The sequence below is a fragment of the Nocardioides immobilis genome, assembly GCF_003515065.1.
In the GTDB taxonomy this organism is placed as follows: domain Bacteria; phylum Actinomycetota; class Actinomycetes; order Propionibacteriales; family Nocardioidaceae; genus Nocardioides; species Nocardioides immobilis.
In genome coordinates this window covers 47862-69893 of sequence record NZ_QXGH01000016.1, presented here as the reverse complement: position 1 = coordinate 69893, position 22032 = coordinate 47862, and the positions used below count along the sequence as shown (strand labels likewise).

Annotated in this window: 24 protein-coding genes; 18 read left to right on the top strand and 6 right to left on the bottom strand. The window is 71.6% G+C overall.

Annotated features, from left to right (window positions below):
* The first annotated feature begins 60 nt into the window (after window positions 1-60).
* Window positions 61-579: a hypothetical protein gene (locus D0Z08_RS12785; protein ID WP_118925638.1), complete on the top strand. Its 519-nt coding sequence runs from the start codon at window positions 61-63 to the stop codon at window positions 577-579.
* An 8-nt stretch (window positions 580-587) separates the two neighbouring features.
* Here D0Z08_RS12785 and D0Z08_RS12780 read toward each other — a convergent pair whose 3' ends face one another.
* Window positions 588-1013: a DUF1304 domain-containing protein gene (locus tag D0Z08_RS12780; RefSeq protein ID WP_245993916.1), complete on the bottom strand. Its 426-nt coding sequence runs from the start codon at window positions 1011-1013 to the stop codon at window positions 588-590.
* On the opposite strand from D0Z08_RS12780, the gene D0Z08_RS12775 reads away from it, so the two are divergent.
* The 5 genes from D0Z08_RS12775 (at window position 1012) to D0Z08_RS12755 (ending at window position 5349) form a co-directional block, all read left to right on the top strand.
* Entirely contained in the window at window positions 1012-2211 is a 1200-nt protein-coding gene (locus D0Z08_RS12775; RefSeq protein WP_118925637.1) for an acetoin utilization protein AcuC, read from the top strand. The two genes, D0Z08_RS12780 and D0Z08_RS12775, sit on opposite strands and share 2 nt — an antisense overlap.
* Window positions 2212-2382: 171 nt before the next feature.
* A complete protein-coding gene (locus D0Z08_RS12770; RefSeq protein ID WP_118925636.1) occupies window positions 2383-2595 on the top strand; it encodes a helix-turn-helix domain-containing protein in 213 nt (70 codons plus the stop codon).
* Window positions 2596-2902: 307 nt separating this feature from the next.
* Window positions 2903-3004 carry a 30S ribosomal protein bS22 gene (locus D0Z08_RS12765; RefSeq protein WP_008356322.1) on the top strand — a complete coding sequence of 34 codons (102 nt, stop codon included), beginning with the start codon at window positions 2903-2905 and terminating at the stop codon, window positions 3002-3004.
* Window positions 3005-3083: 79 nt separating this feature from the next.
* Window positions 3084-4142: an NAD-dependent epimerase/dehydratase family protein gene (locus D0Z08_RS12760; protein WP_118925635.1), complete on the top strand. Its 1059-nt coding sequence runs from the start codon at window positions 3084-3086 to the stop codon at window positions 4140-4142.
* Complete coding sequence (locus D0Z08_RS12755) at window positions 4135-5349, top strand: lysophospholipid acyltransferase family protein (protein ID WP_118925634.1); 1215 nt, start codon at window positions 4135-4137, stop codon at window positions 5347-5349. Before D0Z08_RS12760 ends, D0Z08_RS12755 begins: the two co-directional genes overlap by 8 nt.
* Window positions 5350-5420: 71 nt before the next feature.
* Here D0Z08_RS12755 and D0Z08_RS12750 read toward each other — a convergent pair whose 3' ends face one another.
* Both D0Z08_RS12750 and D0Z08_RS12745 read right to left on the bottom strand, forming a co-directional pair.
* Window positions 5421-6068: a response regulator gene (locus D0Z08_RS12750; protein ID WP_118925633.1), complete on the bottom strand. Its 648-nt coding sequence runs from the start codon at window positions 6066-6068 to the stop codon at window positions 5421-5423.
* Complete coding sequence (locus D0Z08_RS12745) at window positions 6065-7183, bottom strand: sensor histidine kinase (RefSeq protein WP_118925632.1); 1119 nt, start codon at window positions 7181-7183, stop codon at window positions 6065-6067. Before D0Z08_RS12745 ends, D0Z08_RS12750 begins: the two co-directional genes overlap by 4 nt.
* A 154-nt stretch (window positions 7184-7337) precedes the next feature.
* Between D0Z08_RS12745 and D0Z08_RS12740 the strand changes: the two genes are divergently transcribed.
* Entirely contained in the window at window positions 7338-8027 is a 690-nt protein-coding gene (locus D0Z08_RS12740) for a hypothetical protein (RefSeq protein WP_118925631.1), read from the top strand.
* Between the two features lie 82 nt (window positions 8028-8109).
* On the opposite strand, the gene D0Z08_RS12735 is transcribed toward D0Z08_RS12740, so the two are convergent.
* The 3 genes from D0Z08_RS12735 to D0Z08_RS12725 form a co-directional block, all read right to left on the bottom strand.
* Window positions 8110-9261 carry a DUF5667 domain-containing protein gene (locus tag D0Z08_RS12735; RefSeq protein WP_118925630.1) on the bottom strand — a complete coding sequence of 384 codons (1152 nt, stop codon included), beginning with the start codon at window positions 9259-9261 and terminating at the stop codon, window positions 8110-8112.
* A gap of 142 nt (window positions 9262-9403) precedes the next feature.
* Window positions 9404-10198: a sigma-70 family RNA polymerase sigma factor gene (locus D0Z08_RS12730; protein WP_245993915.1), complete on the bottom strand. Its 795-nt coding sequence runs from the start codon at window positions 10196-10198 to the stop codon at window positions 9404-9406.
* Between the two features lie 110 nt (window positions 10199-10308).
* Window positions 10309-11196, bottom strand: coding sequence for an HAD family hydrolase (locus D0Z08_RS12725; protein ID WP_118925628.1), 888 nt, complete (start codon window positions 11194-11196; stop codon window positions 10309-10311).
* A gap of 74 nt (window positions 11197-11270) precedes the next feature.
* Here D0Z08_RS12725 and D0Z08_RS12720 point away from each other — a divergent pair, with 74 nt between their 5' ends.
* The 11 genes from D0Z08_RS12720 to D0Z08_RS12670 all read left to right on the top strand — a co-directional run bounded on the left by D0Z08_RS12720 (window position 11271) and on the right by D0Z08_RS12670 (window position 21930).
* Window positions 11271-12842 (top strand): class I adenylate-forming enzyme family protein, encoded by a 1572-nt coding sequence (locus D0Z08_RS12720; RefSeq protein WP_118925627.1) that lies wholly within the window; start codon window positions 11271-11273, stop codon window positions 12840-12842.
* A gap of 20 nt (window positions 12843-12862) precedes the next feature.
* Entirely contained in the window at window positions 12863-13090 is a 228-nt protein-coding gene (locus D0Z08_RS12715; protein ID WP_220454162.1) for a glutaredoxin family protein, read from the top strand.
* 27 nt (window positions 13091-13117) lie between these two features.
* Window positions 13118-13657, top strand: coding sequence for a hypothetical protein (locus tag D0Z08_RS12710; protein ID WP_147381420.1), 540 nt, complete (start codon window positions 13118-13120; stop codon window positions 13655-13657).
* On the top strand, window positions 13654-15153 hold the full coding sequence (locus D0Z08_RS12705) for a hypothetical protein (RefSeq protein WP_118925624.1): 1500 nt from the start codon (window positions 13654-13656) through the stop codon (window positions 15151-15153). Before D0Z08_RS12710 ends, D0Z08_RS12705 begins: the two co-directional genes overlap by 4 nt.
* 124 nt (window positions 15154-15277) lie before the next feature.
* A complete protein-coding gene (locus tag D0Z08_RS12700; protein ID WP_220454161.1) occupies window positions 15278-15574 on the top strand; it encodes an IPT/TIG domain-containing protein in 297 nt (98 codons plus the stop codon).
* A gap of 67 nt (window positions 15575-15641) precedes the next feature.
* The gene (locus D0Z08_RS12695) at window positions 15642-16679 is read left to right on the top strand and encodes a glycosyltransferase family 2 protein (RefSeq protein WP_118925622.1); all 1038 of its coding nucleotides are present in this window, start codon (window positions 15642-15644) and stop codon (window positions 16677-16679) included.
* Complete coding sequence (locus D0Z08_RS32105) at window positions 16676-17107, top strand: GtrA family protein (protein ID WP_281271732.1); 432 nt, start codon at window positions 16676-16678, stop codon at window positions 17105-17107. The genes D0Z08_RS12695 and D0Z08_RS32105 overlap by 4 nt, the downstream gene beginning before the upstream one ends.
* 113 nt (window positions 17108-17220) lie before the next feature.
* Window positions 17221-17937, top strand: a complete 717-nt coding sequence (locus D0Z08_RS12685) for a redox-sensing transcriptional repressor Rex (protein ID WP_118925620.1) — start codon at window positions 17221-17223, stop codon at window positions 17935-17937.
* Window positions 17934-19247 carry a glutamyl-tRNA reductase gene (locus D0Z08_RS12680; protein WP_118925619.1) on the top strand — a complete coding sequence of 438 codons (1314 nt, stop codon included), beginning with the start codon at window positions 17934-17936 and terminating at the stop codon, window positions 19245-19247. Before D0Z08_RS12685 ends, D0Z08_RS12680 begins: the two co-directional genes overlap by 4 nt.
* Entirely contained in the window at window positions 19244-20281 is a 1038-nt protein-coding gene (gene hemC, locus D0Z08_RS12675; RefSeq protein WP_118925618.1) for a hydroxymethylbilane synthase, read from the top strand. The genes D0Z08_RS12680 and hemC overlap by 4 nt, the downstream gene beginning before the upstream one ends.
* Window positions 20278-21930: a bifunctional uroporphyrinogen-III C-methyltransferase/uroporphyrinogen-III synthase gene (locus D0Z08_RS12670; RefSeq protein ID WP_118925617.1), complete on the top strand. Its 1653-nt coding sequence runs from the start codon at window positions 20278-20280 to the stop codon at window positions 21928-21930. The genes hemC and D0Z08_RS12670 overlap by 4 nt, the downstream gene beginning before the upstream one ends.
* Window positions 21931-22032 lie beyond the last annotated feature (102 nt).

The window sequence follows — 22032 nt, the reverse complement described above, 5'->3', positions numbered from 1 at the left end:
CGGTCGAACGGACCCGGCCACGCCCTTGTGCGGGGCGTGCAAGCGAGTAATTATAATTACATGACAACAGAGGAGATCCGCGGCTGGTTCGCCGGCCGCCTGCCCGAGGGGCTGTTCGAGGAGCTGGTCGAGGTCGTGGTCGACCGCGAGGAGATCACCGTCATCGGCCGGATCCCGGTCCCCGAGGTCGCCGACGACACCTCCGAAGCCGAGCGCGCCGCCACGGTCCAGGGGCGGATCGCGGAGTTCCGTGAGCGCACCCGGGGCGACCGGATGAAGGTCGCCCGCGAGGCGGAGCGCCGCTTCGACCGGAAGGTGTCGTGGGGCGTCGAGTGCGACGAGACCCGCGCGATGTTCACGCACATCGCGGCGCCGGTGATGACCCGGCTCCGCCAGCCCGAGCGGCGGGTGCTCGACCTGCTCGTCGCCGGCGGTGTCGCCCGCAGCCGCAGCGACGCGCTCGGCTGGTGCGTACGGCTGGTGCAGCAGCACGCCGACGAGTGGCTCGCCGAGCTTCGCGACTCGCTGGTCCAGGTCGAGGAGGTACGACGCCGCGGGCCGGATGCCGCGGCGGGCTGACGAACCGGTTAGCTGGTGGCGAGCCCCAGCACCACGAGCACGACCGCGACGAGCGGGATGACGCCCTGCTTGAGCGCCGCCGAGGCGTGGGCGGGGCTCGACAGCAGGAGCACGATCGCCGCGGCGGCCATCGAGCCGGTGCCGGCCAGCGCCAGCGCGGGGCCGACGTCGTCGGCGCCCGAGGCGGTCAACGCGATGCCGAGCCCGGCCAGGACGGCGAGGAACAGGTTGTAGAAGCCCTGGTTGAAGGCGAGCTCCTTGGTCGTCTCGGCATCCTCGGCCGAGGTGCCGAAGACCGCCCTCGTGCTGGGCCGGGTCCAGGCCAACGACTCCATGTAGAAGATGTAGACGTGGAGCGCGGCGGCGATCCCCGCGAGCACGAGTCCGGCGGTCAACATGGCGGCAGCGTCCCACAGCGGTACGTTGCTGGCCATGACGACGAGGTCACCGGAACCCTGCGCGGGTCGCTCGAGCGTGGTGTTCGACCCCTCGTTGACCGACTACGACTTCGGGCCGGAGCATCCGATGGCACCGCTGCGGGTCGACCTCACCATGCGGCTCGCGGGGGAGTGCGGCGTACTGGACCACCTCGAGCAGGTCCCCGCTCCGATGGCCTCCGACGACCTGCTCGCGACCGTCCATGACCCCGCCCTGATCGAGGCCGTCCAGCGGATGAGCGCGAAGCCGGGTCCGGGCGAGGAGCTGCGCGGGCTCGGCACCGACGACAACCCGGTCTTCCGTGGCATGCACCAGGCGGCGGCGCACATCGTCGGCGCCAGCCACGAGGCGTTCCGACGGGTCTGGACCGGCGAGAGCCTGCACAGCGCGAACGTGACCGGCGGTCTCCACCACGCGATGCCCGACCGTGCGAGCGGCTTCTGCATCTACAACGACGTGGCCGTCGGCATCCGGTGGCTCCTCGACAACGGCGCGCAGCGGGTCGCGTACGTCGACGTCGACGTCCACCACGGCGACGGCGTCGAGGCGATCTTCTACGACGACCCGCGGGTGCTGACGATCTCGCTGCACGAGTCCGGCCAGTTCCTCTTCCCGGGCACCGGCTTCCCGGCCGACACCGGCGGGCCGGAGGCCGAGGGCAGTGCGGTCAACGTGGCGCTGCCGCCCGGCACCAGCGACGCCGGCTGGCTGCGGGCGTTCCACGCCGTGGTGCCGCCGCTGCTGCGCGAGTTCGCGCCCGACGTACTCGTGACCCAGCACGGCTGCGACTCCCACGCCGACGACCCGCTGGCCCACCTGATGCTGAGTGTCGACGGCCAGCGGTCGGCGTACCTCGCCCTCCACGACCTCGCCCACGAGGTCGCCGGCGGTCGCTGGGTCGCCACCGGCGGTGGCGGGTACGCCGTCGTCGGCGTGGTCCCGCGCGCGTGGACCCACCTGCTGGCCGCTGTGGCCGGCCAGCCGCTCGACCCGGCGCTGCTGGTGCCGGAGGCGTGGCGCGAGTACGCGCTGGAGCGGTACGGCGCCGACGCGCCCCGGCGGATGACCGACGGGGGGCTTGCCGACTACCGCCGCTGGGAGGAGGGATTCGACCCCGACGCCTGGCTCGATCGGGCCGTCCAATCGACCCGTTCCGCCGTCTTCCCGCTGCACGGACTCGACCCGCAACCGTAGTCGATCGGTTTGGTCTCGCGCGTTACCGTCAAGCCGACACGCCGAGTTCACAAAAGTTGCAGAGGTGAATCTCTTCCCCACGAGTCACATCTGGCTCTATTCTCACGCCTAGGCGTCCGCAGTTCACGGCTGGGGAAGGCGGTGACGGGCGCGCAGAAAGTGTGGTTGGCCATGGCTTCGTCCCAGGAACGGTCTGAGTCTCGACCGGACCCGAAGTTCCTCACCATCGCCGAGGTGGCGACCATGATGCGCGTCTCCAAGATGACCGTCTACCGACTCGTGCACAGCGGGGAGCTGCCCGCCGTCCGCGTCGGCCGTTCGTTCCGGGTCCCCGAGAGCGACGTCGACGACTACCTCCGCAAGAGCTTCTACAACGCTGGATAGGCCGAGCGTGTCGCAGACGCCCCTCGCCGCCCGGACCTCGCAAGCTCGGCCCACGGGCTTCGGGCCGTGCGGCTTCGCCGCCGTGCGACACGCTGCCGGCCCGCAGTCGAGGCGGTCACGGGGAGAGGCTGCTTGGCGGCAAGACGATCGATGCTTCGACGCACGGTGATGGGACGTTCCTCTCATCTCCGCTCCTGATTCTCCAGACGCTCGCCCGCGCGGCTAGGCTGTGCGAGTCGTCCGACCACCGTCGGTACGGCGATTGTCGAATGCCGGTCCACGGGTCCGGCGTGTTGGAGAGGTCCACGTGGGTTCTGTCATCAAGAAGCGGCGCAAGCGTATGGCGAAGAAGAAGCACCGCAAGCTTCTGAAGAAGACGCGGGTGCAGCGCCGCAAGCTCGGCAAGTGACCCACGCCCCGACAGGGGCGGCAGTTGTGCATTGACCTTGGGTCGATCGGTTGGCTGGGGGAGTCGGGAGTCGTTGGGTATGAGCGGTCGTACCGTTCTCGTCACCGGAGTGTCGCGTGACCTCGGCCGCACCTGCGCCCGCTCGCTAGCGAACGACCCCTCGGTCGAGCGCGTGATCGGCGTCGACGTGATGCCGCCGCGCGGCGACATCGGCGACGTCCAGTTCGTGCGCGCCGACATCCGCAACCCGGTCATCGCCAAGGTGATCGCCCGGGAGGACGTCGACACCGTCGTCCACATGAGCGTCATCGCCACCCCCGGCTCTGCCGGCGGACGCGGCACGATGAAGGAGCTCAACGTCATCGGCACGATGCAGCTGCTCGCTGCCTGCCAGAAGGCCGAGTCGCTGCGCACGCTCGTGGTGAAGTCGACGACCACCGTCTACGGCGCGAGCAACCGAGACCCGGCGATGTTCACCGAGGACCTCGAGCCGCGACGCCCGGCGCGCACCGGCTACGCCAAGGACGTGGCCGAGGTCGAGGGCTACGTCCGCGGATTCGCCCGGCGGCGGCCCGACGTCACCGTCACCACGCTGCGCTGCGCCAACGTCATCGGCCCGCGCGTGGTCAGCCCGGTCACGTCGTACTTCCGGATGCCGGTCATCCCCACCGTGCTCGGCTTCGACCCGCGGCTCCAGTTCCTCCACGAGTCCGACCTCAACCGGGTCCTCCGCCACGCGGTCACCGCCGGCGTCCACGGCACGTTCAACGTCGCCGGCGACGGCGTACTAATGCTGTCGCAGGCCCTGCGCCGGCTCCAGCGCCCGGGCGTCCCGCTGCCCGGCCTCGCCTTCGGCGGCCTCGGATCGGCGCTGCGCTCGGCGCGCTACGCCGACCTGTCGCCCGAGCTGGTCGCCTTCCTCACCTACGGCCGCGGCGTCGACACCTCGCGGATGCGCGACATGCTCGGGTTCGAGCCCCGCTACTCCACCGAGGAGGCGTTCGGTGAGTTCGCCTCCACCCTGCCGCCGACCGGTGGCCGCGCCGACCGGGTGCTGGCCGCTGTCGCCGAACGTCTGCCCGAGGTCACCGACGACCGCCCGCCCGCTCTGACCGTTACCGGAGGTAGCGATGGGTGACGCCGAGATCATCCCGATCGGCACTCGCGGCCGGCCCGGCCGCGGCACGGGCACGCGCCCGTCGGCGGCTGCCCGCAACCTGGCGGGCAAGGGTCGCTCCGGCGCTGCGAAGCCGGACGCGCCGACCGAGAAGCCGGACAGCGCGGAAGCCACCCCCGCCGACGAGGCCGCTCCGTCGGCGCCTCCTGCCGACCCGCCCGAAGCGCAGTCGGTGATCCCGCTCCTGGGTGACGAGGTCATGCCGCTCACTCCCTCCGAGTCCGCGGCGCCGGCGATCTCGCCGCGCCTCACGGTCACCGAGCGCGAGGCGCCCGGCATCCCGATCGGCGACTGGCTGTCGGCGATCCAGGCGGCCGCACGCGAGGTCTTCGGCGACCAGTGGGAGTCCCAGCTCGCCCACTTCCTTGCCTTCCTCCGCCGTCGTCTCACGGGCGACTACGTCGTCGACGAGTTCGGCTTCGACCCGGAGATCACCGAGCGGTTCTTCATGACCGCGCTGCGGCCGATCGCGCAGAAGTGGTTCCGGATCGAGGTCCGCGGCGCCGAGAACATCCCGACGACCGGCGGGGCGCTGATCGTCTCCAACCACTCCGGCACGGTGCCGGTCGACGCGCTGATGACCATGTTCTCGGTGCGCGACCAGACCGACCGCTACCTGCGCTCGCTGGGTGCCGACCTCGTCTTCCGGCTCCCGTTCGTCGGCGCCGTCGCCCGCAAGGGCGGTGCCACGCTCGCGTGCGCGGAGGACGCGGAGCGGATGCTCGCCGGCGGTGAGCTGGTCGGCGTCTGGCCGGAGGGCTTCAAGGGCATCGGCAAGCCGTACTCGCAGCGCTACAAGCTGCAGCGGTTCGGCCGCGGTGGCTTCGTGTCCGCCGCCCTGCGCACCCAGGTGCCGATCGTGCCGCTGTCCGTCGTGGGCGCGGAGGAGATCTACCCGCTGGTCGGCAACGTCCCGGCGCTGGCGCGGCTGATCGGGGTGCCCTACATCCCGATCACCCCGCTCTTCCCGTGGCTCGGGCCGCTCGGCATGGTGCCGCTGCCGTCGAAGTGGCTGCTCGAGTTCGGCGAGCCGATCCGCACCGACGAGTACGACGACGGCGCCGCCGAGGACCCGATGCTCGTCTTCAACGTCACCGACCAGGTGCGGGAGACGATCCAGCAGACGCTCTACAGCCTGCTGATGCAGCGCAACTCGGTCTTCAAGTAGGGCGCGAGCGCGTGCTGGGCGATCCCAGCGCCTGCGATGCGCTCAGGAGCGCTGGTCGGACTGTGCGATGGCTAGGACCCGGGGGTCACCAGCCCGGACTCGTAAGCCAGAACCACCGCCTGGGCGCGGTCACGCAGTCCGCACTTGGAGAACAGGCTGCCCAGGTGGGTCTTGACGGTGGCTTCGCCGAGGGAGAGCCGGTCGGCGATCTCCCGGTTGTTGAGCCCGTGGCCGACCAGCTCGAGGACCTCTCGTTCCCGCGCGGTGAGCCGGTCGAGCAGTCCGGTCGCCTGGGGTCCCCGCAGGAAACGCTCGACGAGCTTCCTGGTGATGGACGGTGACAGCAGCTCGTCGCCCTGCGCCACCAGTCGGATCGCGTGCAGGAGCTGGCTCCTGGGCACGTCCTTGAGCAGGAAACCGGCGGCGCCTGCCTTCAGGGCGCGGTATACGTAGTCGTCACGGTCGAACGTGGTGAGCATCAGCACTGCAGGCCCGGGGCCGGCTTGTGAGGCGATGCGCTCCACGACCTCCAGGCCGTCCAGGCGCGGCATCTGGATGTCGAGGACGAGCACGTCGGGGCGGTGCCGAGCCACCGCGCTGAGCGCTTGCACGCCATCGGTGGCCTCGGCGACGACCTCGATGTCGTCCTGGAGGTCGAGGATCGCGCGGAGTCCTTCGCGGACCAGTCCGTGGTCCTCGGCGAGGACGACGCTGATCATCGGCCCACCTCTCGCGGGAGCCGGGCACGCACCCGCCACCCGGACCCGTGCGGACCGGCCACCAGCTCGCCGCCCAGGAGCTCGGCACGCTCGCGCATCCCGAGCAACCCGAAGCCGGCCGGGCCGCCATCGTCGTAGGCGCCCGGCCCGGCGTCACACACCTCGATCTCGAGACCGTCACCGCCACGAACCATCACCGACGCCTGCCGACAAGAGGAGTGACGCAGCACGTTCGTCAGGCTCTCCTGGACGATGCGGTACGCCGCCGCCTCCACTGCCGACGAGACCGGCGTCCGGTCTGCCGTGGCGTCGAGGGCGACGCTCAGCCCGGCTGCCCGGTAGCGCTGCAGCAGCTGGTCGAGCTGGTCGAGGCGAGGCTGCCCGACGGCGTCGTCCTCTTGGCGGAGTGCGCCGAGGATCTGTCGGGTCTCGGCGAGCGATGAACGTCCGACCTCCTGGATCCGGGCCAGCGAGGTGGCCACGCGCTCGTCGTCCCGGCCGAGTGCTCCCTCACCGGCCTCCGCGTGCAAGACCACAGCGCTGAGGGACTGGGCGAGTGAGTCGTGCAGGTCGCGGGCGATGCGGCCGCGCTCGGCGGCGACCACCAGCTTGGCGTGCGCCTCGCGCTCGGCCAGGAGCTCCTCGGTGAGCTGGCGGAGCTCCTCGCTTCGGCGGCGCCACTGACGAAGCGAGGCGCCCGCGGCCGCGGGCACACCAAGCAGGATCAGGGGGAACACGTAGTCGCCCGGTGTCCTACTGCCCGCCGCGGCGCTGTTGGTCAGGGCGGCGAAAACCACCGCGGTGACGCAGAGGGCGGCGGTGCGCGCGGGCCTCAGCGCCGACACGGTGTAGGTCGCCAGCATCAGGCCGAGGAGCTGTGCAACGGTGAACTGGTCCTCCCCCCGTGCCGTGAGCAGGGTGAGCGCACCCACACCGACCAGGACCACGGTGATCGGCGCCCGGGACCGCCAGGCGAGGGGTGCGGTGGCGAGCACGGCGATGGCCGCTGCCCGTCGGCCGTCCACGCCACCGGTGGTCCACACGTCGACCTGGCCGGCGGCCAGCAGGGCGGCGGCCAGCACGGCGTCGACACGGCTCGTCCGGCTGATGGTCACCGAGCCACGGTAGCCACGCCCGGTCGGCGGCGCGTCCGATTCCGGGTGGACCCGACTCCACCTTCAGTCGCACCCGGACCAGACCTGGGCCTGAGGTGGCAAGCCGGCGGCGTTCCTACGGTCGTGATCCCAGGTACTCCCGAAAGGAACGACCATGACCACCTCGCTCTCATCTACCACCGCCTCCGCCTCCGGACGACGGCTCGACCTCGGCTCCACCTTGACCCTCCGGGTCAGCGCCATCGCGTTTGCGGCGGCATACGTCGTCGCGATGTTCCTGCCCACGCTGCCCGAAGGGGCGTACTCCGACGCCCGGGTGCTGGCGCTGCTCGAGGACCCCGCTGACCGGACCCGGATTATCGTCGGTGGGTACGCCCTGGTCGCCGCGGCGATCTTCCTGCTGGTCTTCACGGCCAGCCTGGCCGCCCGGATCGGCCGCGAAGTCCGCCCGACGGGGCTCGGCATGGCCCTGCCATCCGCCGGCGTCTACGCCGCGATACTGGCGGCCGCCGCCGCCCTGTTCAGCAGCATCCCCATGGGCGTCGCGCTGGGTGAGCTCGAGGCCGGGACCGACCCGTACCTGTACAGGGTCCTGAGCAACACGGGCTTCCACCTGATGCTCGTCGGCGGCCTCGGCGTCGCGAGCGTGCTCGTTGCGTCCGTGTCGATCGCACTCCGCCGAGTCGAGAGCGCACCCCGTTGGCTCCCGGTGACCGGCTTCGTCGTGGCGCCGCTCCTGTGGCTCGGCTTCGCCTGGGTCCCGCAGTTCCTGCTGCCACTGTGGGCGATTGCCGTGGCCGGCGGGCTCGACGGACGGCTCGGTGCGACTCACCCGGAGCACTGAGCCGCCGACGAGGTCGTCACGGACCGACCGTCAGGCGGATCACACCGCCGCTGTCGGGCTAGGAGGATGCCTGGGCGCTGCGCTAGTTGCCGAGGATGCCGTTGACGAGGCCGTCGACGCCGTCGACGACTCCGTTGACGGCGTCGAGGTCGCCGGAGTGGTCGCGGTCGATCCCGTCAGTGATCTTGTCGCCGAGGTCGCCGAGCGGGCCGCTGACCTCTTCGGGCTCGTCGATCGGGTCGATGACCGGCGCCACGTCGGTGTCGTCCACGGGCTCCGTGGTGGGGCCGCCGTTGTTGCGGTTGCCGTCGGTCCTGGTCGGCTCGACCGGCTCGTCGCCCGCCATCCCCTCGGCCTCCTGGCGGAGGTCCTCGATGGGGATCGCCAGCGCGCTGCCCTCGAAGTCCAGCAGCCCGTCCGTGACCAGGGCCATCGGCGCGGTGGCGAACTCCGGGAGCTCGGTGACGCCGCCCTCGCCGCAGGTCGGGCAGACCTGGAAGGCGGCCGTGTCGGCCTGCGCCACCGACTGGGCGGCGGTGATGAGGGCCGCTCGGGCGTCGGCCGGGACCACGTCGCCGAGGGCGTCGAGATCGCCCATCGACCGTGCGGTGAAGGTACGGAGCTCGCCGATCGCAGTCTGGTCGCCGGTCGCGGCGTAGTCGTCGAGCGCCAGCTCGGTGGCCTGGTTGGACTGCTCGGTGAAGTCCTGCAGGGTCTCGGCCACGATGCTGGCGTCAGCGCCTTCGGCGGTGAGCTGCTTGGCTTCCTGGAGTCGCTGCTCGGCGTGGGCGATCAGCGTCTCGGCCTTGGCGGCATCGCCGGACTGGAGGTTGGTGTGGGCGTTCTCGATGGCCCGCTTGACGGGGTAGAGGACCTCGCCCGGCAGCGCGGCCTGCGAGGCCATCGCCATCGAGCCCGAGGCGGCGACGATCGCGAAGCCGCCGAGCACCGTGGCCATCCGACGCTCGCGCACACCGTTCCGCTGCTGCGGGGTGAGTCGCAGGCGCAGGGCGTCGTCGACGGGGCGCGCCTGGCGGGCGGCCTCGACCATCAGCTGGCTGCGCAGGTCGGAGACGAAGTCGGGGCGGGCCGTGACCGTCGGCACGGTCTGGAGGGCCCCGACGACCTCGAGCAGGTCGACGTACGCGGTGGCGTTGTGGCGCGCCGGGGCATGGCCCGACAGCAGCGCGTCGAACTCGTCGGCGCGGCGCCTGCTCACGAACGCCCCGGTCATGCGTGCCATCCTTGATCGATGTGGTGTTCCCACCCGGGCAACGACCGCGCGGGAGCGTTGGTTACGCCCGATCGGGCGTGACCTGCATCGTCCATCCTGACTAGGGCGGCATAGCCCGAACGGGTCATGCGGAGAAGCGCGCTCATCGCAGCCCCTCCGGCATCAGCTTGGCGAGGTTGCGGACGCCGCGGAGCTGGAGCTGCTTGATCGCGCCTTCGCTCCGCCCGAGCACCTGGGCGGTCTCGGCGATGCTCATGCCCTGGAGGAAGCGCATGACCAGACAGTCCTTCTGCTCGTTCGGCAGCTCGGTGAGCGCCTCGAGCAGGATCTCGTTGGTGAGGCTGGCGAGTACGGCGGTCTCGGGCCCGTCAGTCGCGTCGTCGTGCTGGCCCATGTCCTCGGTCGTCATCTCGAGGCGGGTCCGCCCGGCCTTGAAGTGGTCGGTGGCGAGGTTGCGGGCGATCGTCATCAGCCAGGCGCCGAAGTCCTTGCCCTGCCACCGGAACGACGCCATGTTGCGCAGCGCGCGGAAGAACGTCTCCGACGTCAGGTCCTCGGCGACGACGACCGACCGGGTGCGGTAGTAGAGGAAGCGGTAGATCGACGGCTGGTAGTGGTCGTAGAGCAGGCCGAACGCGTCGGCGTCACCGCCGCGGGCCAGCTCGACCAGTCCGATCAGCCGTTCGCGCTCCTCGGGCGACTCCTCCGACGACGCTGCGAGCTTGGCGTCACCGAAGCCGCGGCCCGCTTCGTGGTCGGAGCCGTACGCCGCGTCGACCTCGCTCAGCAGCCAGCCGAACGGTGACGGACGGCCGGCGGCGGGCGCGGGCGCTCCGCCGGCGAGGGCGAGCGCGGGGGCCGGGGGAGGCAGCAGAGCGGACGCGACGACCGCGCGCAGGGCCGCAAGGCCGCGCGTGATGTCCTCGTCCAGGCTCACCGGTTTCCCTCCCAGGTTGACGCCCCACAGGGATCTTAGGGCCGATAGGCCCCCAGTGAAACCAGAATGGTCACCCCGGCGCATGTAATCGGATCTGGTCATCTGTCACGTCAGCGGAGGTGGCGTCGTACCTGCCTCCGGACCAGCACGCTGGCCACCGCCGCGCCGGACGCCGCCGAGCCGACGACGAGCCCGGCCCGCGCCGCCTTGCGGCCGGTCCGGTAGTCGCGCACCCGCCACCCGTGCTCACGGGCGTAGGAACGCAGCTTCGGGTCCGGGTTGATCGCGCACGGGTCGCCGACCAGGGTCAGCATCGGCAGGTCGTTGTAGGAGTCGGAGTACGCCGAGCACTGGGCGAGGTCGAGTCCCTCGCGCTCGGCGAGCGCGATGATCGCCTCGGCCTTCGCCGGGCCGTGCAGCATGTCGCCGACCAGGCGGCCGGTGTAGACGCCGTCCTCGTGCTCGGCGACGGTGCCCATCGCGCCGGTGAGGCCGAGCCGCCGGGCGATCACCTGGGCGATCTCGATGGGTGCGGCCGTGACCAGCCAGACCCGCTGGCCCTCGTCGAGGTGCAGCTGGGCGAGGGCGCGGGTGCCGGGCCAGATCCGGTGCGCCATCGCCTCGTCGAAGATCTCCTCGCCCAGCTCCTCCAGCTCGGCGACCGTGTGACCGGCGATGAAGGCCAGCGCGGAGTTGCGCGCCTCGGCGACGTGCTCGGGATCCTCGACCCCGACGAACCGGAAGTAGGCCTGCTTGTAGGCGGCGCCGAGCAGGTCGCGGGTGGTGAAGAACTTCCGGCGGTAGAGACCGCGCGCGAGGTGGAAGATGCTCGCGCCCTGCATCACCGTGTTGTCGACGTCGAAGAACGCCGCGGCGCTTGCGTCGGCCGGTGTCGTCAGCGCCGTCTCGACCTCGGCGGCGGCCGCGGCGGCCTCGCCGGCGAGCTTGGAGCGCTGCTTCAGGTTGAGCCGCTTGGCGCGGTCGGAAGGCGCTGCCATAGGGAAAGACTAGTTGGGCCGGATGATTTGCGGACTCGCGAGTCCCGACACCCAACCTGCGTAGGATCGCGGTCATGTCTGTCCCCGACGTGGCCGCTCTCGTGAGCACCGCCGCAGCCGAGGCAGGAGACCGGCTCGCGGTCGTCGAGGCAGGCGGCCGCGGGATGACCTGGACCGAGCTCGACGCCGAGGTGACCCGGGTCGCCAGCGGTCTCGGCGCGGCGGGGATCGTTGCCGGGCACCGGGTGCTGCTGGCGCTCGGCAACCGGATGGAGTTCGTGACGGCGTACCTCGCTGTGCTGCGCGCGCAGGCCGTCGCCGTACCCGTCAATCCCGGCTCCACGCCCGACGAGCTGACCCGGATGCTCGCCGACTCCGGTGCGCGGCTCGCGTTCGCCGACCCCGACACCGTGGGCGCCGTGCGGACGGCCGTCGGCACCGTCGCGGAGCGCGACAGCCGGTCGGTGCGGACCGTCGTCGTCGGCTTGGAGCCCGCGCCGGGCGAGCAGTCGTACGACGTCCTCCGGGCGGTCGAGCCCCGGGACGTCCCGCCGCTGCGGGACCCCGAGAAGCTCGCGGTGCTGCTCTACACGAGCGGCACCTCCGGGCTGCCGCGGGCGGTGATGCTGACGCACCGCGCCCTGATCGCGAACATCGAGCAGGTCGCCGCCGTCAAGCCGCCGATGATCCACAGCGACGACGTGGTGCTCGGTGTGCTGCCGCTGTTCCACGTCTACGGCCTCAACGCGGTGCTCGGCGGTGTGCTGCGGCACCGCGCCAAGCTGGTGCTCGCCGACCGGTTCGACCCCGAGGGCACGCTCGACCTGATCGAGGACGAGGCCTGCAGCGTGGTGCCCGTCGCGCCGCCGGTCTTTGCGTACTGGCGCGACATCGAGGCCCTCGAGGAGCGGCTCGGTCCGGTGCGGCTGGTGCTCTCCGGCTCGGCGCCGCTCGCCGCCGAGGTGATCGACGAGTTCACCCAGCGCACCGGTGTCCCGGTGCACCAGGGCTACGGCCTCACCGAAGCCGCGCCCGTGGTCACCACCACGCTCCGCTCGGAGAAGTCCGAGCCGGGCTCGGTGGGTGCGGCGCTCGACGGCATCGACCTGCGGCTGGTCGACGACGAAGGGGTGCCGTTGAGCGGCGCCGCCCTCACCGACCCGGGCGAGATCGAGATCCGCGGCGCCAACCTCTTCAGCGGCTACTGGCCCGACGGCGCCGACGGCCCGGACACCGACGGCTGGTGGCCCACCGGCGACGTCGGCGTGCTCGACGCGGCCGGCGACCTGCACCTCGTCGACCGGGTCAAGGAGCTGGTCATCGTCTCCGGGTTCAACGTCTACCCGACCGAGGTCGAGGCCGTGATCCTCGAGCTGCCGGACGTGCGCGAGGCAGCTGTCATCGGCACCGAGGACGAGCTGACCGGCGAGGCAGTCGTGGCGTACGTCGTACCCGCGGAGTCGGGCGCCGACCCCGAGGCGCTGGCGGCGGCTGTGCAGGCGCACTGCGGCGACCGGCTGGCCCGGTTCAAGCAGCCCACCCGGCTCGAGGTCGTCGCCGAGCTGCCCCACACCGGCACCGGGAAGGTGCAGAAGGGCCGGTTGCGCGGGCAGGAGCGCCGCCGCTCCCTCGGGCTCCTGGAGTGACCAGCAAGCCGGAGCCGAGGGTGACGTTCTACACGCGCCCCGGCTGCCACCTGTGCGACGAGGCACGGGTCCTCATCGAGGCGGTCTGTGCCGAGCTGGGCGAGGAGTACGTCGAGATCTCGATCGACGACGACCCCGACCTGCAGCGCCGGTTCGGCGACGAGATCCCGGTGACGTTCGTCGACGGGCGGCAGCACGACTACTGGCGGGTCGACCCCGCCCGCCTCCGGCGGGCCCTCGCCGGCTGACGACACGGACCCTCTAGGTTTTGGGGCGTGACGGGGCGGGCGCGACGCGTGGGGACGCTGGCGGGCATCGCGGTCGTCCTCGCGGTGCTGCTGCTCAGCCACCGGTTCGGGCGCGCCGACCCGACGGGCGACTACCGCCCCGTGCTGGTGCCGGACGGGCTGGCGCTCGGCTGCTACCCGCTCCCCGGTGGTGTCACGTTCGACTTCGGCTACCAGCTTCGGCGCGACGGCGATGTCGAGGTCGACGGTGAGAAGCGCCGCGTCCTGTTCGCGCAGTACGACGAGATGGACGAGGACGAGGCGCTCGCCGCGATCGTCGACGACTTCGCCGAGGCCGGCTTCGTCGCCTCCGAGCGGCCCGCGCCGCCGTACGACGCCGTGCTCCGCCGGCCGGGCGACGCGAGAGCCGACGTGGTGCGGGCGGTGGTCGAGCCGCTCCCCGGGGTCGAGGACGACACGATCGTCCGCGGAACCTTCGAGCTGGACCTCCCGGTCGCCGAGCTCGCGTCCGACGCACCCGACTGCGACGACCCCTCGTCCACGAAGCGCTGGGACGAGGACTCATGACGGCCGCCACCGACCTCGTGACCCGGGTCGCGGCCCGGATGCCGCGCCCCGACGTACTGCTGCTCTGGCTGCTGGGCGCGCACGTCATGCTCAAGCTGCTCATCTACCCGCTGACGATGGATGCTCCGGCGTACAACGACGAGCAGCAGTACTACGACGGCGCTCGAGCCCTCTCCAACCTGCTGCGCGACACCTTCGCCTTCACCTCGCCCGACAGCGCGGAGCTCGAGCGCAACGTCGTCGCGTCCGGCTGGTTCATGCCCGGCATGGCGATCCTGATGACGCCGTTGTTCGTCGTGATCCCCGACGCCGCGGACCCGCTCTGCCGCGCCTACCTCGGGCTGGCGAACCTGCTGGTGCTGCTGTGGGCGGTGCGGTCGGTCCGTCAGCGCCTGGGCTCCGGATACGCCGCCCTGTTCGTCGCGTTCCCCGCCCTGTTGCCGAGCTGGGTGCTGATGTCGTTCACGGCGTACGGCGACCCCCTCAGCGGCGTCGTGCTGATCGTGCTGGTCGCCCACGTCGTCGACATGATCCGCAAGATGCGGGCCAGCGAGCCGCCGGCGTGGAAGGAGGCGCTCCAGCTCGGCCTCCTGGCGATCGCCGTCCTCTACCTGCGCTCGAGCACGTCGATCGTGCTCGCCGTCCTCGGCTGCGTCACGCTGGTCGCGGCGCTGGTGCTGCTCAAGGGCGCCCAGCGTTGGCGGGCTCTCACCGCCGCCGGGCTCGCCGGCGTGGTCTTCGTGATGCTCCTCGCGCCGTGGTCGATCGCCGCGTCGAAGGCCCTCGACACGCGCGTGGTCACCACGACCACCGTGCCGATCTCGCTCGCCAACACCTTCGGCGACCGGGAGCAGGTGTGCTTCGGCAAGTGCGACCCCGACAGCTACCTGTGGTTCCGCCCGCTCCGCTACGCCCGCGAGGTCGCCCGGGTGACCGGCGAGTCCGAGGTCGAGGTCGAGAAGCAGATGTCCGACTACGCGCTGCGCGACCTCGAGCGCCAGGAGTACGCGCGCCAGGCGTGGTGGAACATCGGCTCCTACTTCTTCATCCCCGCCAACTTCACCCGCTACATCGCGCCGGAGGAGGGGCGGGGCCCCGTGGGTCAAGTCGGGCAGGGGATCGTGTGGGTGTTGACGTACCTCCTCTACGTGCCGGTGCTCGTGCTGATGCTGCTCTCGATGCTCTTCGTCCAGCTCCGGTCGCTGGAGGCGCAGATCCTGGACACGCTCACCAAGGTCGCGCTCCTCGCCCTCTTCGTCCAGCCGTTCGTCCACATCGCCGGGTCCCGCTACTGGACGACCGCCGGGCCGCTGTTCGTCGTCGCCGCCGCAGGCTTCCTCCGCGAGTCCCACGTACGACGAAGCCACGCCCATCCGGTGCGCGAGCGGCTCGACGGCACCGACGCCCGGCTCAGCCAGTGGCTCAAGCCGATCCAGCTGACGCTGTCCGGTGTGTTCGGGCTGGTGATCGTGGTGCTCGGCCTGATGGCCATCTAGCCGCTCCGGCGGTGGGCCACGTGAGGGCTTACCGAAACCGGCACGGAACACCGCGGCCGACGGGACCGGGGACCCGGTCACCGCGACCAGCGTACTGCCCGGCTCCAGCGGCGACGGCGCGCCGGTGCACGTCACCGCGCACGCGCAGTGGCTGGTGGCGCCTGCGATCACCGGGATCGCCCCGCCCTCGGGTCCCTTGGCCGGGGGCACCGAGGTGGTGATCACCGGTAGCGGTTTCACCGGCGCCACCGCGGTCAGCTTCGGCGTGAGGAACCCGGCCACCAGCTTCACGGTCGACTCCGACATCCAGATCACCGCGATCTCACCGGCCTCGGCGACCGCGACCACGCGCAACGTCCGGGTCACCACGGGAGGGGGCACCAGCCCGGCGGTGGCCGCGGACCTGTTCACCTGGCAATGAGCCGCTGAAGACCTCGGCAGGGCGAGGTCGCCTCAGCCGGACTCCACGCGGACACTAGAGTTCGCGCATGCCCGATCCCACCGACTCGGACGTCACAGAGCGGCGCCGGATCGCGTACGTCCTGCCCGTCTACAACGAGCAGGACAACATCGCGGTGTTCCACGCCGCGCTCAGCGAGGCGACCGATGCCCGGAGCGACCTCGACTTCGAGTTCGTCTACGTCAACGACGGCAGCCGTGACGACTCGCTCGAGCGGCTTCTCGAGCTGCGCGCCAAGGACCCGCGGGTCACCGTGCTCTCCCTGTCGCGCAACTTCGGCCACCAGCTCGCCGTGACCGCCGGTCTCGACCTGGTCGCCGAGGACGCCTCGGCGGACGCCGTGATCGTGATGGACACCGACCTCCAGGACCCGCCCAAGGTCAGCGTGCAGATGCTCGACCTGTGGGAGGACGGCGTCGACGTCGTCTACGGCCAGCGCCGCAGCCGCAAGGACACCGTGTTCAAGCGGAGCACGGCGTACCTCTTCTACTGGGCGCTCGACCGGCTCGCCTCGATCGAGATCCCGCGCAACGTCGGCGACTTCCGGCTGATGGACGCCAGGGTGGTCGCCGAGGTCGCGCGCTACCGCGAGCACGGCCGGTTCCTCCGCGGCATCGTGGCCGACGTGGGCTTCCGGCAGGAGGCGCTGCTCTTCGACCGCGACGAGCGGTTCGCCGGCGAGACCGGCTACCCGCTGCGCAAGATGCTCAGCTTCGCGGCCAACGGCATCCTGGGCTTCTCGACCGCGCCGCTGCGGATGATCAGCCGGCTGGGGATCTTCATCTCCCTGCTGAGCGTGCTGCTCGCGATCTACGTCCTCTTCGTCCGGCTGTTCCGCCCGGACCAGTCCGTCCCCGGTTGGGCGTTCCTCGGCGTCGGCATGTTCCTGCTGGGCGGCATCCAGCTGATCATGATGGGCGTGATCGGCATGTACCTCGGTCGCGTCTACATCGAGGCCCAGGACCGGCCGCTCTACTCCCTCGCCCTGGTCGCGCGCGACGGTGCGCCACCCCATCCGCGCCGGCACCGGGACATGGGTCAGGACGACCCGGGAGTGATCTCCTGACCAGCCGCGTCCCCTGGACGGCGGTACGGTTCGCCGGGGTCGGCGTCGTCAACACCGCGATCGACTGGGCGCTGTTCCTGGTGCTGCACGACCGGCTCGGGATCACGCTCGCGAACTTCTGCTCGTCGAGCGCGGGCATGGTGTTCAGCTTCGTCGTCAACGGGCTCTTCACGTTCCAGGCCGAGCGGCTGACGCTGCGCCAGGCCGCGCTGTTCGTCGCGACCACGGGCGCCGTGATGTGGGTCGCGCAGCCGCTCCTGATCCACGGCTGGCTGTGGGTCCTGGAGCATCTCGTCGAGGACGGCGACCTGCGGCTGGCAGCGGCCAAGCTCGCCTCGATCGCGTGCAGCCTGGTGCTCAACTTCGCTGCTTACCGGTTCGTGGTGTGGCCCATCACACACCACGCTGAGGCGGGGGCCGGTCACTAGATCTCATCCCCTCGATCTCTGACGGGCGGTGATTTGTTCTCCCATTCACAAACTCTTAAAGTGATCTGGCCGGTTCCCGATCCGAACGACAGGACCGGCTGGAAAGTAGAGCAGTGACCGCACGGAGTTCGAGCGAGACGACCCGGGTGATCCCGGAGGCGACGGTCGCGCGCCTGCCCGTCTACCTGCGGGCGCTCACCGCGCTCGCCGACGCCGGCATCCGCACCTGCTCCAGCGAGGACCTCGCCACTGCCGCCGGCGTCAACAGCGCCAAGCTCCGCAAGGACCTGTCCTACCTCGGCAGCTACGGCACCCGCGGTGTCGGCTACGACGTCGACTACCTGCGCTACCAGATCGCTCGCGAGATCGGCGTGACCCAGGACTGGCCCGTGGTCATCGTCGGCATCGGAAACCTCGGTCACGCGCTGGCCAATTACTCGGGCTTCCGCAGTCGGGGCTTCCGCGTCGTGGCCCTGCTCGACGCCGACCCGGAGCGGCACGAGGAGATCGTCGCCGGCGTACCCGTGCGTCCGTTCGCCGACCTCGAGGCGATCGCCCGTGAGCATGCCGTCGCGATCGGGGTCATCGCCACGCCGGCCGGGTCCGCGCAGGACGTCGCCGACCAGATGGTCGCCGCCGGCATCACCAGCATCCTGAACTTCGCACCGGCCGTGATCTCGGTGCCCGACGGCGTCGACGTACGCAAGGTCGACCTCTCGATCGAGCTGCAGATCCTCGCCTACCACGAACAGCGCAAGGCTCATGAGCACGCGCGTGTCGACGCCGATGACCACGGCGCCGCCGCCCTAGCTGTTGGAGGTGACGCATGAGCGTCCTCGTGGTCGGCATCTCCCACAACTCGGCCCCGGTCGCGCTGCTCGAGCGGGTCGCGCTCGACGACGACGGCGTGCAGAAGCTGATGGCCGACGCGGCCGCCTGCGACCACGTCGCGGAGGCCACGGTCATCGCGACCTGCAACCGGGTCGAGATCTACACCGAGGTCGACCGCTTCCACGGCAGCGTCGAGTCGCTCTCGCGGCTCCTCGTCGACCGTGCCGGCGCGACGACCGAGGCGATGCTCCCGCACCTCTACGTCCACTACGACGACGGCGCGATCTCGCACCTGTTCCAGGTCGCTGCCGGTCTCGACTCGATGGCGGTCGGGGAGGGCCAGATCCTCGGCCAGACCCGGGAGGCACTGCGCCGCGGCCAGGAGCTCGGCACCGTCGGCCCCGCCCTCAACACGCTGTTCCAGCAGGCGCTCCGGGTCGGCAAGCGCAGCCGTGCCGAGACCGCGATCGACCAGGTCGCCCCCACCCTGGTGTCCGCCGCGCTCGACCAGCTCGACGGCGCGAGCGACGCCGTCCAGGGCAAGGACGTCGTCGTCATCGGCGCCGGCGCGATGGCCGGGCTGGCCACCGCCACCGTCGCGCGCATGGGCGCCGGGCGGGTCGCGGTCGTCAACCGGTCGCTGGACCGGGCCCGGCGGCTGGCGTCCCAGTACGACGCCCGGGCCGTCGCGATGACGGGACTCGCCGAGGCCCTGGCCGACGCCGACGTGCTCATCACCTGCACCGGCTCCTCCGGCACCCTCGTCAGCCGCGACCTGCTGGCGACGGCGCGGGCCGGGGTGGCGGACCGGCCGCTCGCGATCGTCGACCTCGCGCTCCCGCACGACGTCGACCCGGACGCGGCCGACCTGCCCGGCGTCACGCTGGTCGGGCTCGCCCAGCTCGCCGAGGCGCTCCACGACGGGACGAGCGGGGCCGAGGTGCTCGAGGTCCGCCGGATCCTCGGCGAGGAGGTCACCGCTTTCCTCGCCGCCCGCCGCCAGGCCAGTGTCACGCCGACCGTCGTCGCACTCCGCTCGATGGCGACGTCCGTCGTCGATGCCGAGATGACCCGCCTCGAGAGCCGGCTCCCCGACCTGGACGAGCAGGTCCGCGCCGAGATCCGCCACGCCGTCCGCCGGGTCGCCGACAAGCTTCTCCACGAGCCCACCGTCCGGGTCAAGGAGCTCGCCAACGAGCAGGGCGCGGTGTCCTACGCCGCGGCGCTCGCCGAGCTCTTCGCGCTCGACCCCGAGGCCGTCGACGCCGTCACCCGGCCGATCGGCGTGCCCGAGGAGGGTGCGCCGTGACCGGGACGAGCCCTTCCGTCGCCACCGACCGCCGCACGCTCCGGGTCGGCACCCGGCGCAGCCTGCTGGCGACCACCCAGGCCGAGCAGGTCGCGGCCATGGTCCGTGACCGGCTCGGCGTCGACACCGAGCTGGTCGAGGTCACGACCGAGGGCGACCGGAGCCAGGCGGCCGGCACGCCGCTCCCGGAATCCCCGACGACCGGCGTGTTCGTCGGCGCGCTCCGACAGGCCCTGCTCGCTGGTGAGATCGATCTCGCCGTGCACTCGCTGAAGGACCTGCCGACCTACCCCGAGACGGGGATCGCCCTGGTCGCCGTACCCCCGCGCGAGGACCCCCGCGACGTCGTCGTCGCCCGCGACGGCCTCACCCTCGGCGAGCTCCCGGCCGGCAGCAAGGTCGGCACCGGGTCCCCGCGACGGGCCGCCCAGCTGCATGCCCTCGGCCTCGGTTTGGACGTCGTCGCCATTCGTGGCAACGTCGATACCCGGATCGCCAAGGTGCGGGCAGGAGAGTGTGACGCGGTGGTGCTGGCGCGGGCCGGGCTGGCCAGGATCGGGCGGCTGGACGAGGTGAGCGAGGTGCTCGACCCCCTCCAGATGCTGCCCGCACCCGGTCAGGGTGCGCTCGCTGTCGAGTGCCGCGCCGACGACCCGCTCGCCGACCTTCTCACCGTGCTCGACGACCCGGCGACCCACGCAGCCGTACTCGCGGAGCGCACCGCCCTCGCCACGCTGGAGGGCGGCTGCTCCGCGCCGATCGGCGCCCTGGCCGACGTCGCCGAGGGCGAGGACGGCCCCGAGCTGTGGCTGCGGGCCGTCGTGCTCTCGACCGACGGGACGCTCGCCGTACGACGCTCCGCCTCCGCACCGCTGACCGACACCGCAGCAGCCGCCCACCTGGGGGCGCAGCTGGCGCAGGAGCTGCTCGACGAGGGCGCCGGCCAGCTCGACTCCGCTTCCCCCACTCCCCATCACCCCGGCCCCAACCCCGCCGCCCCCACCGCAGGATCGACAGAGGTGCACAACGCATGACGCGAAAGACAGCCCCCTCCCCGGCTGCCAAGTCCACGGCCACGGCCACCCACGCCGGCGGCGTGGCGTTCGTCGGCACCGGTCCCGGTGACCCGGAGCTGCTGACCGTGCGCGCGCTCCGGTTGATCGAGGAAGCGGACGTCCTCATCACCGAGGCGCCGGAGCACCACGACCTCATCGCCCGCGTGCGCGGCGGGTCCCCCGACGGCACCGACGGCCCCGAGGTCATCGACGGCGGCTTCGGCGAGGACGGTCAGCCCCTCACCCACGCCTCCCGCGCCAAGGTGGTCGTCAAGCAGGCGAAGCGCGGGCTGCGCGTCGTACGGCTGCTCGCCGGCGACCCCTTCCTCTACGCGTCGGGACCCGAGGAGGCGCAGGCCGTCGCCAAGGCCGGCCTGGCGTTCGAGATCGTCCCCGGTGTGTCGTCGGTCGGCGCGGTCCCGGCGTACGCCGGCATCCCGCTCACCACCAAGGACCACCGCGAGGTCACCGTCGTCACCTGTGGCGACCGGGTCGACTGGAGCCGCTACTGCAGCACCCCGACCCTGGTGCTGCTGTCGGCCGTCGGCCAGATCGGTGACATCGCCAAGGACCTGATCGCCGCGGGCAAGTCGCCGGAGACGCCGGTCGCGATGACCCGGGTCGGCACCACCACCGAGCAGCAGACCGTGACCTCGACCCTCGCCCGGATCGCCGCCGACGCGCGCGCCGCCCGGATCGCCCCGCCGGCGATCACCGTGGTCGGATCCGTCGTCGACCTGCGCTCGACGCTGTCGTGGTTCGAGACCAAGCCGCTCTTCGGCTGGCGGGTGCTGGTGCCCCGCACCAAGGAGCAGAGCGCGACCCTGTCGGCGCGGCTGCGCCACTACGGCGGCGTGCCCGAGGAGGTGCCGACCATCTCGGTCGAGCCGCCCCGCAACCCGCAGCAGATGGACAAGGCCGTCCGCGGCCTGGTCGAGGGCCGCTACGAGTGGATCGCGTTCACCTCGGTCAACGCGGTCAAGGCCGTCCGCGAGAAGTTCGAGGAGTACGGCCTCGACGCGCGTGCCTTCAGCGGCCTCAAGATCGCCGCGGTGGGCGACAAGACCGCCCAGGCGATCGCCGCGTGGGGCCTCCGCGCCGACCTGGTCCCGTCGGGCGAGCAGTCCGCCGCCGGCCTGCTCGAGGACTGGCCCGAGTACGACGAGCAGCTCGACCCCATCAACCGGGTCTTCCTGCCGCGTGCCGACATCGCCACCGAGAACCTCGTCGCCGGCCTGATCGACCTCGGCTGGGAGTGCGACGACGTCACGGCCTACCGGACCGTCCGCGCGGCTCCGCCGCCGGCGCCGACCCGCGACGCGATCAAGACCGGCAAGTTCGACGCGGTCGTCTTCACGTCGTCCTCGACCGTGCGCAACCTGGTCGGCATCGCCGGCAAGCCGCACCCGTCGACGGTGATCGCGGTGATCGGGCCCGCCACGGCGAAGAGTGCCGAGGAGCACGGGCTGCGGGTCGACGTGATGTCGCCCAAGCCCGACGTCGACGTACTCGTCGAGGCCCTCGCCGACTTCGGCGCCTCCCGCCGGGCCGCGATGGTCGAGGCGGGGGAGCCGGTCACCAAGCCGAGCGACCGGAAGGCCTCGGGGCGGCGCCGGAAGGCCGAGTAGCCGCCGAAGTGTCAAGGTTGGTCGTCCGAAGTGTCGATGTCTGCGGTCCGAAATGCACCGACATCGACACCTCGGCGCACCGAGCCTGACACTTCGGACGAC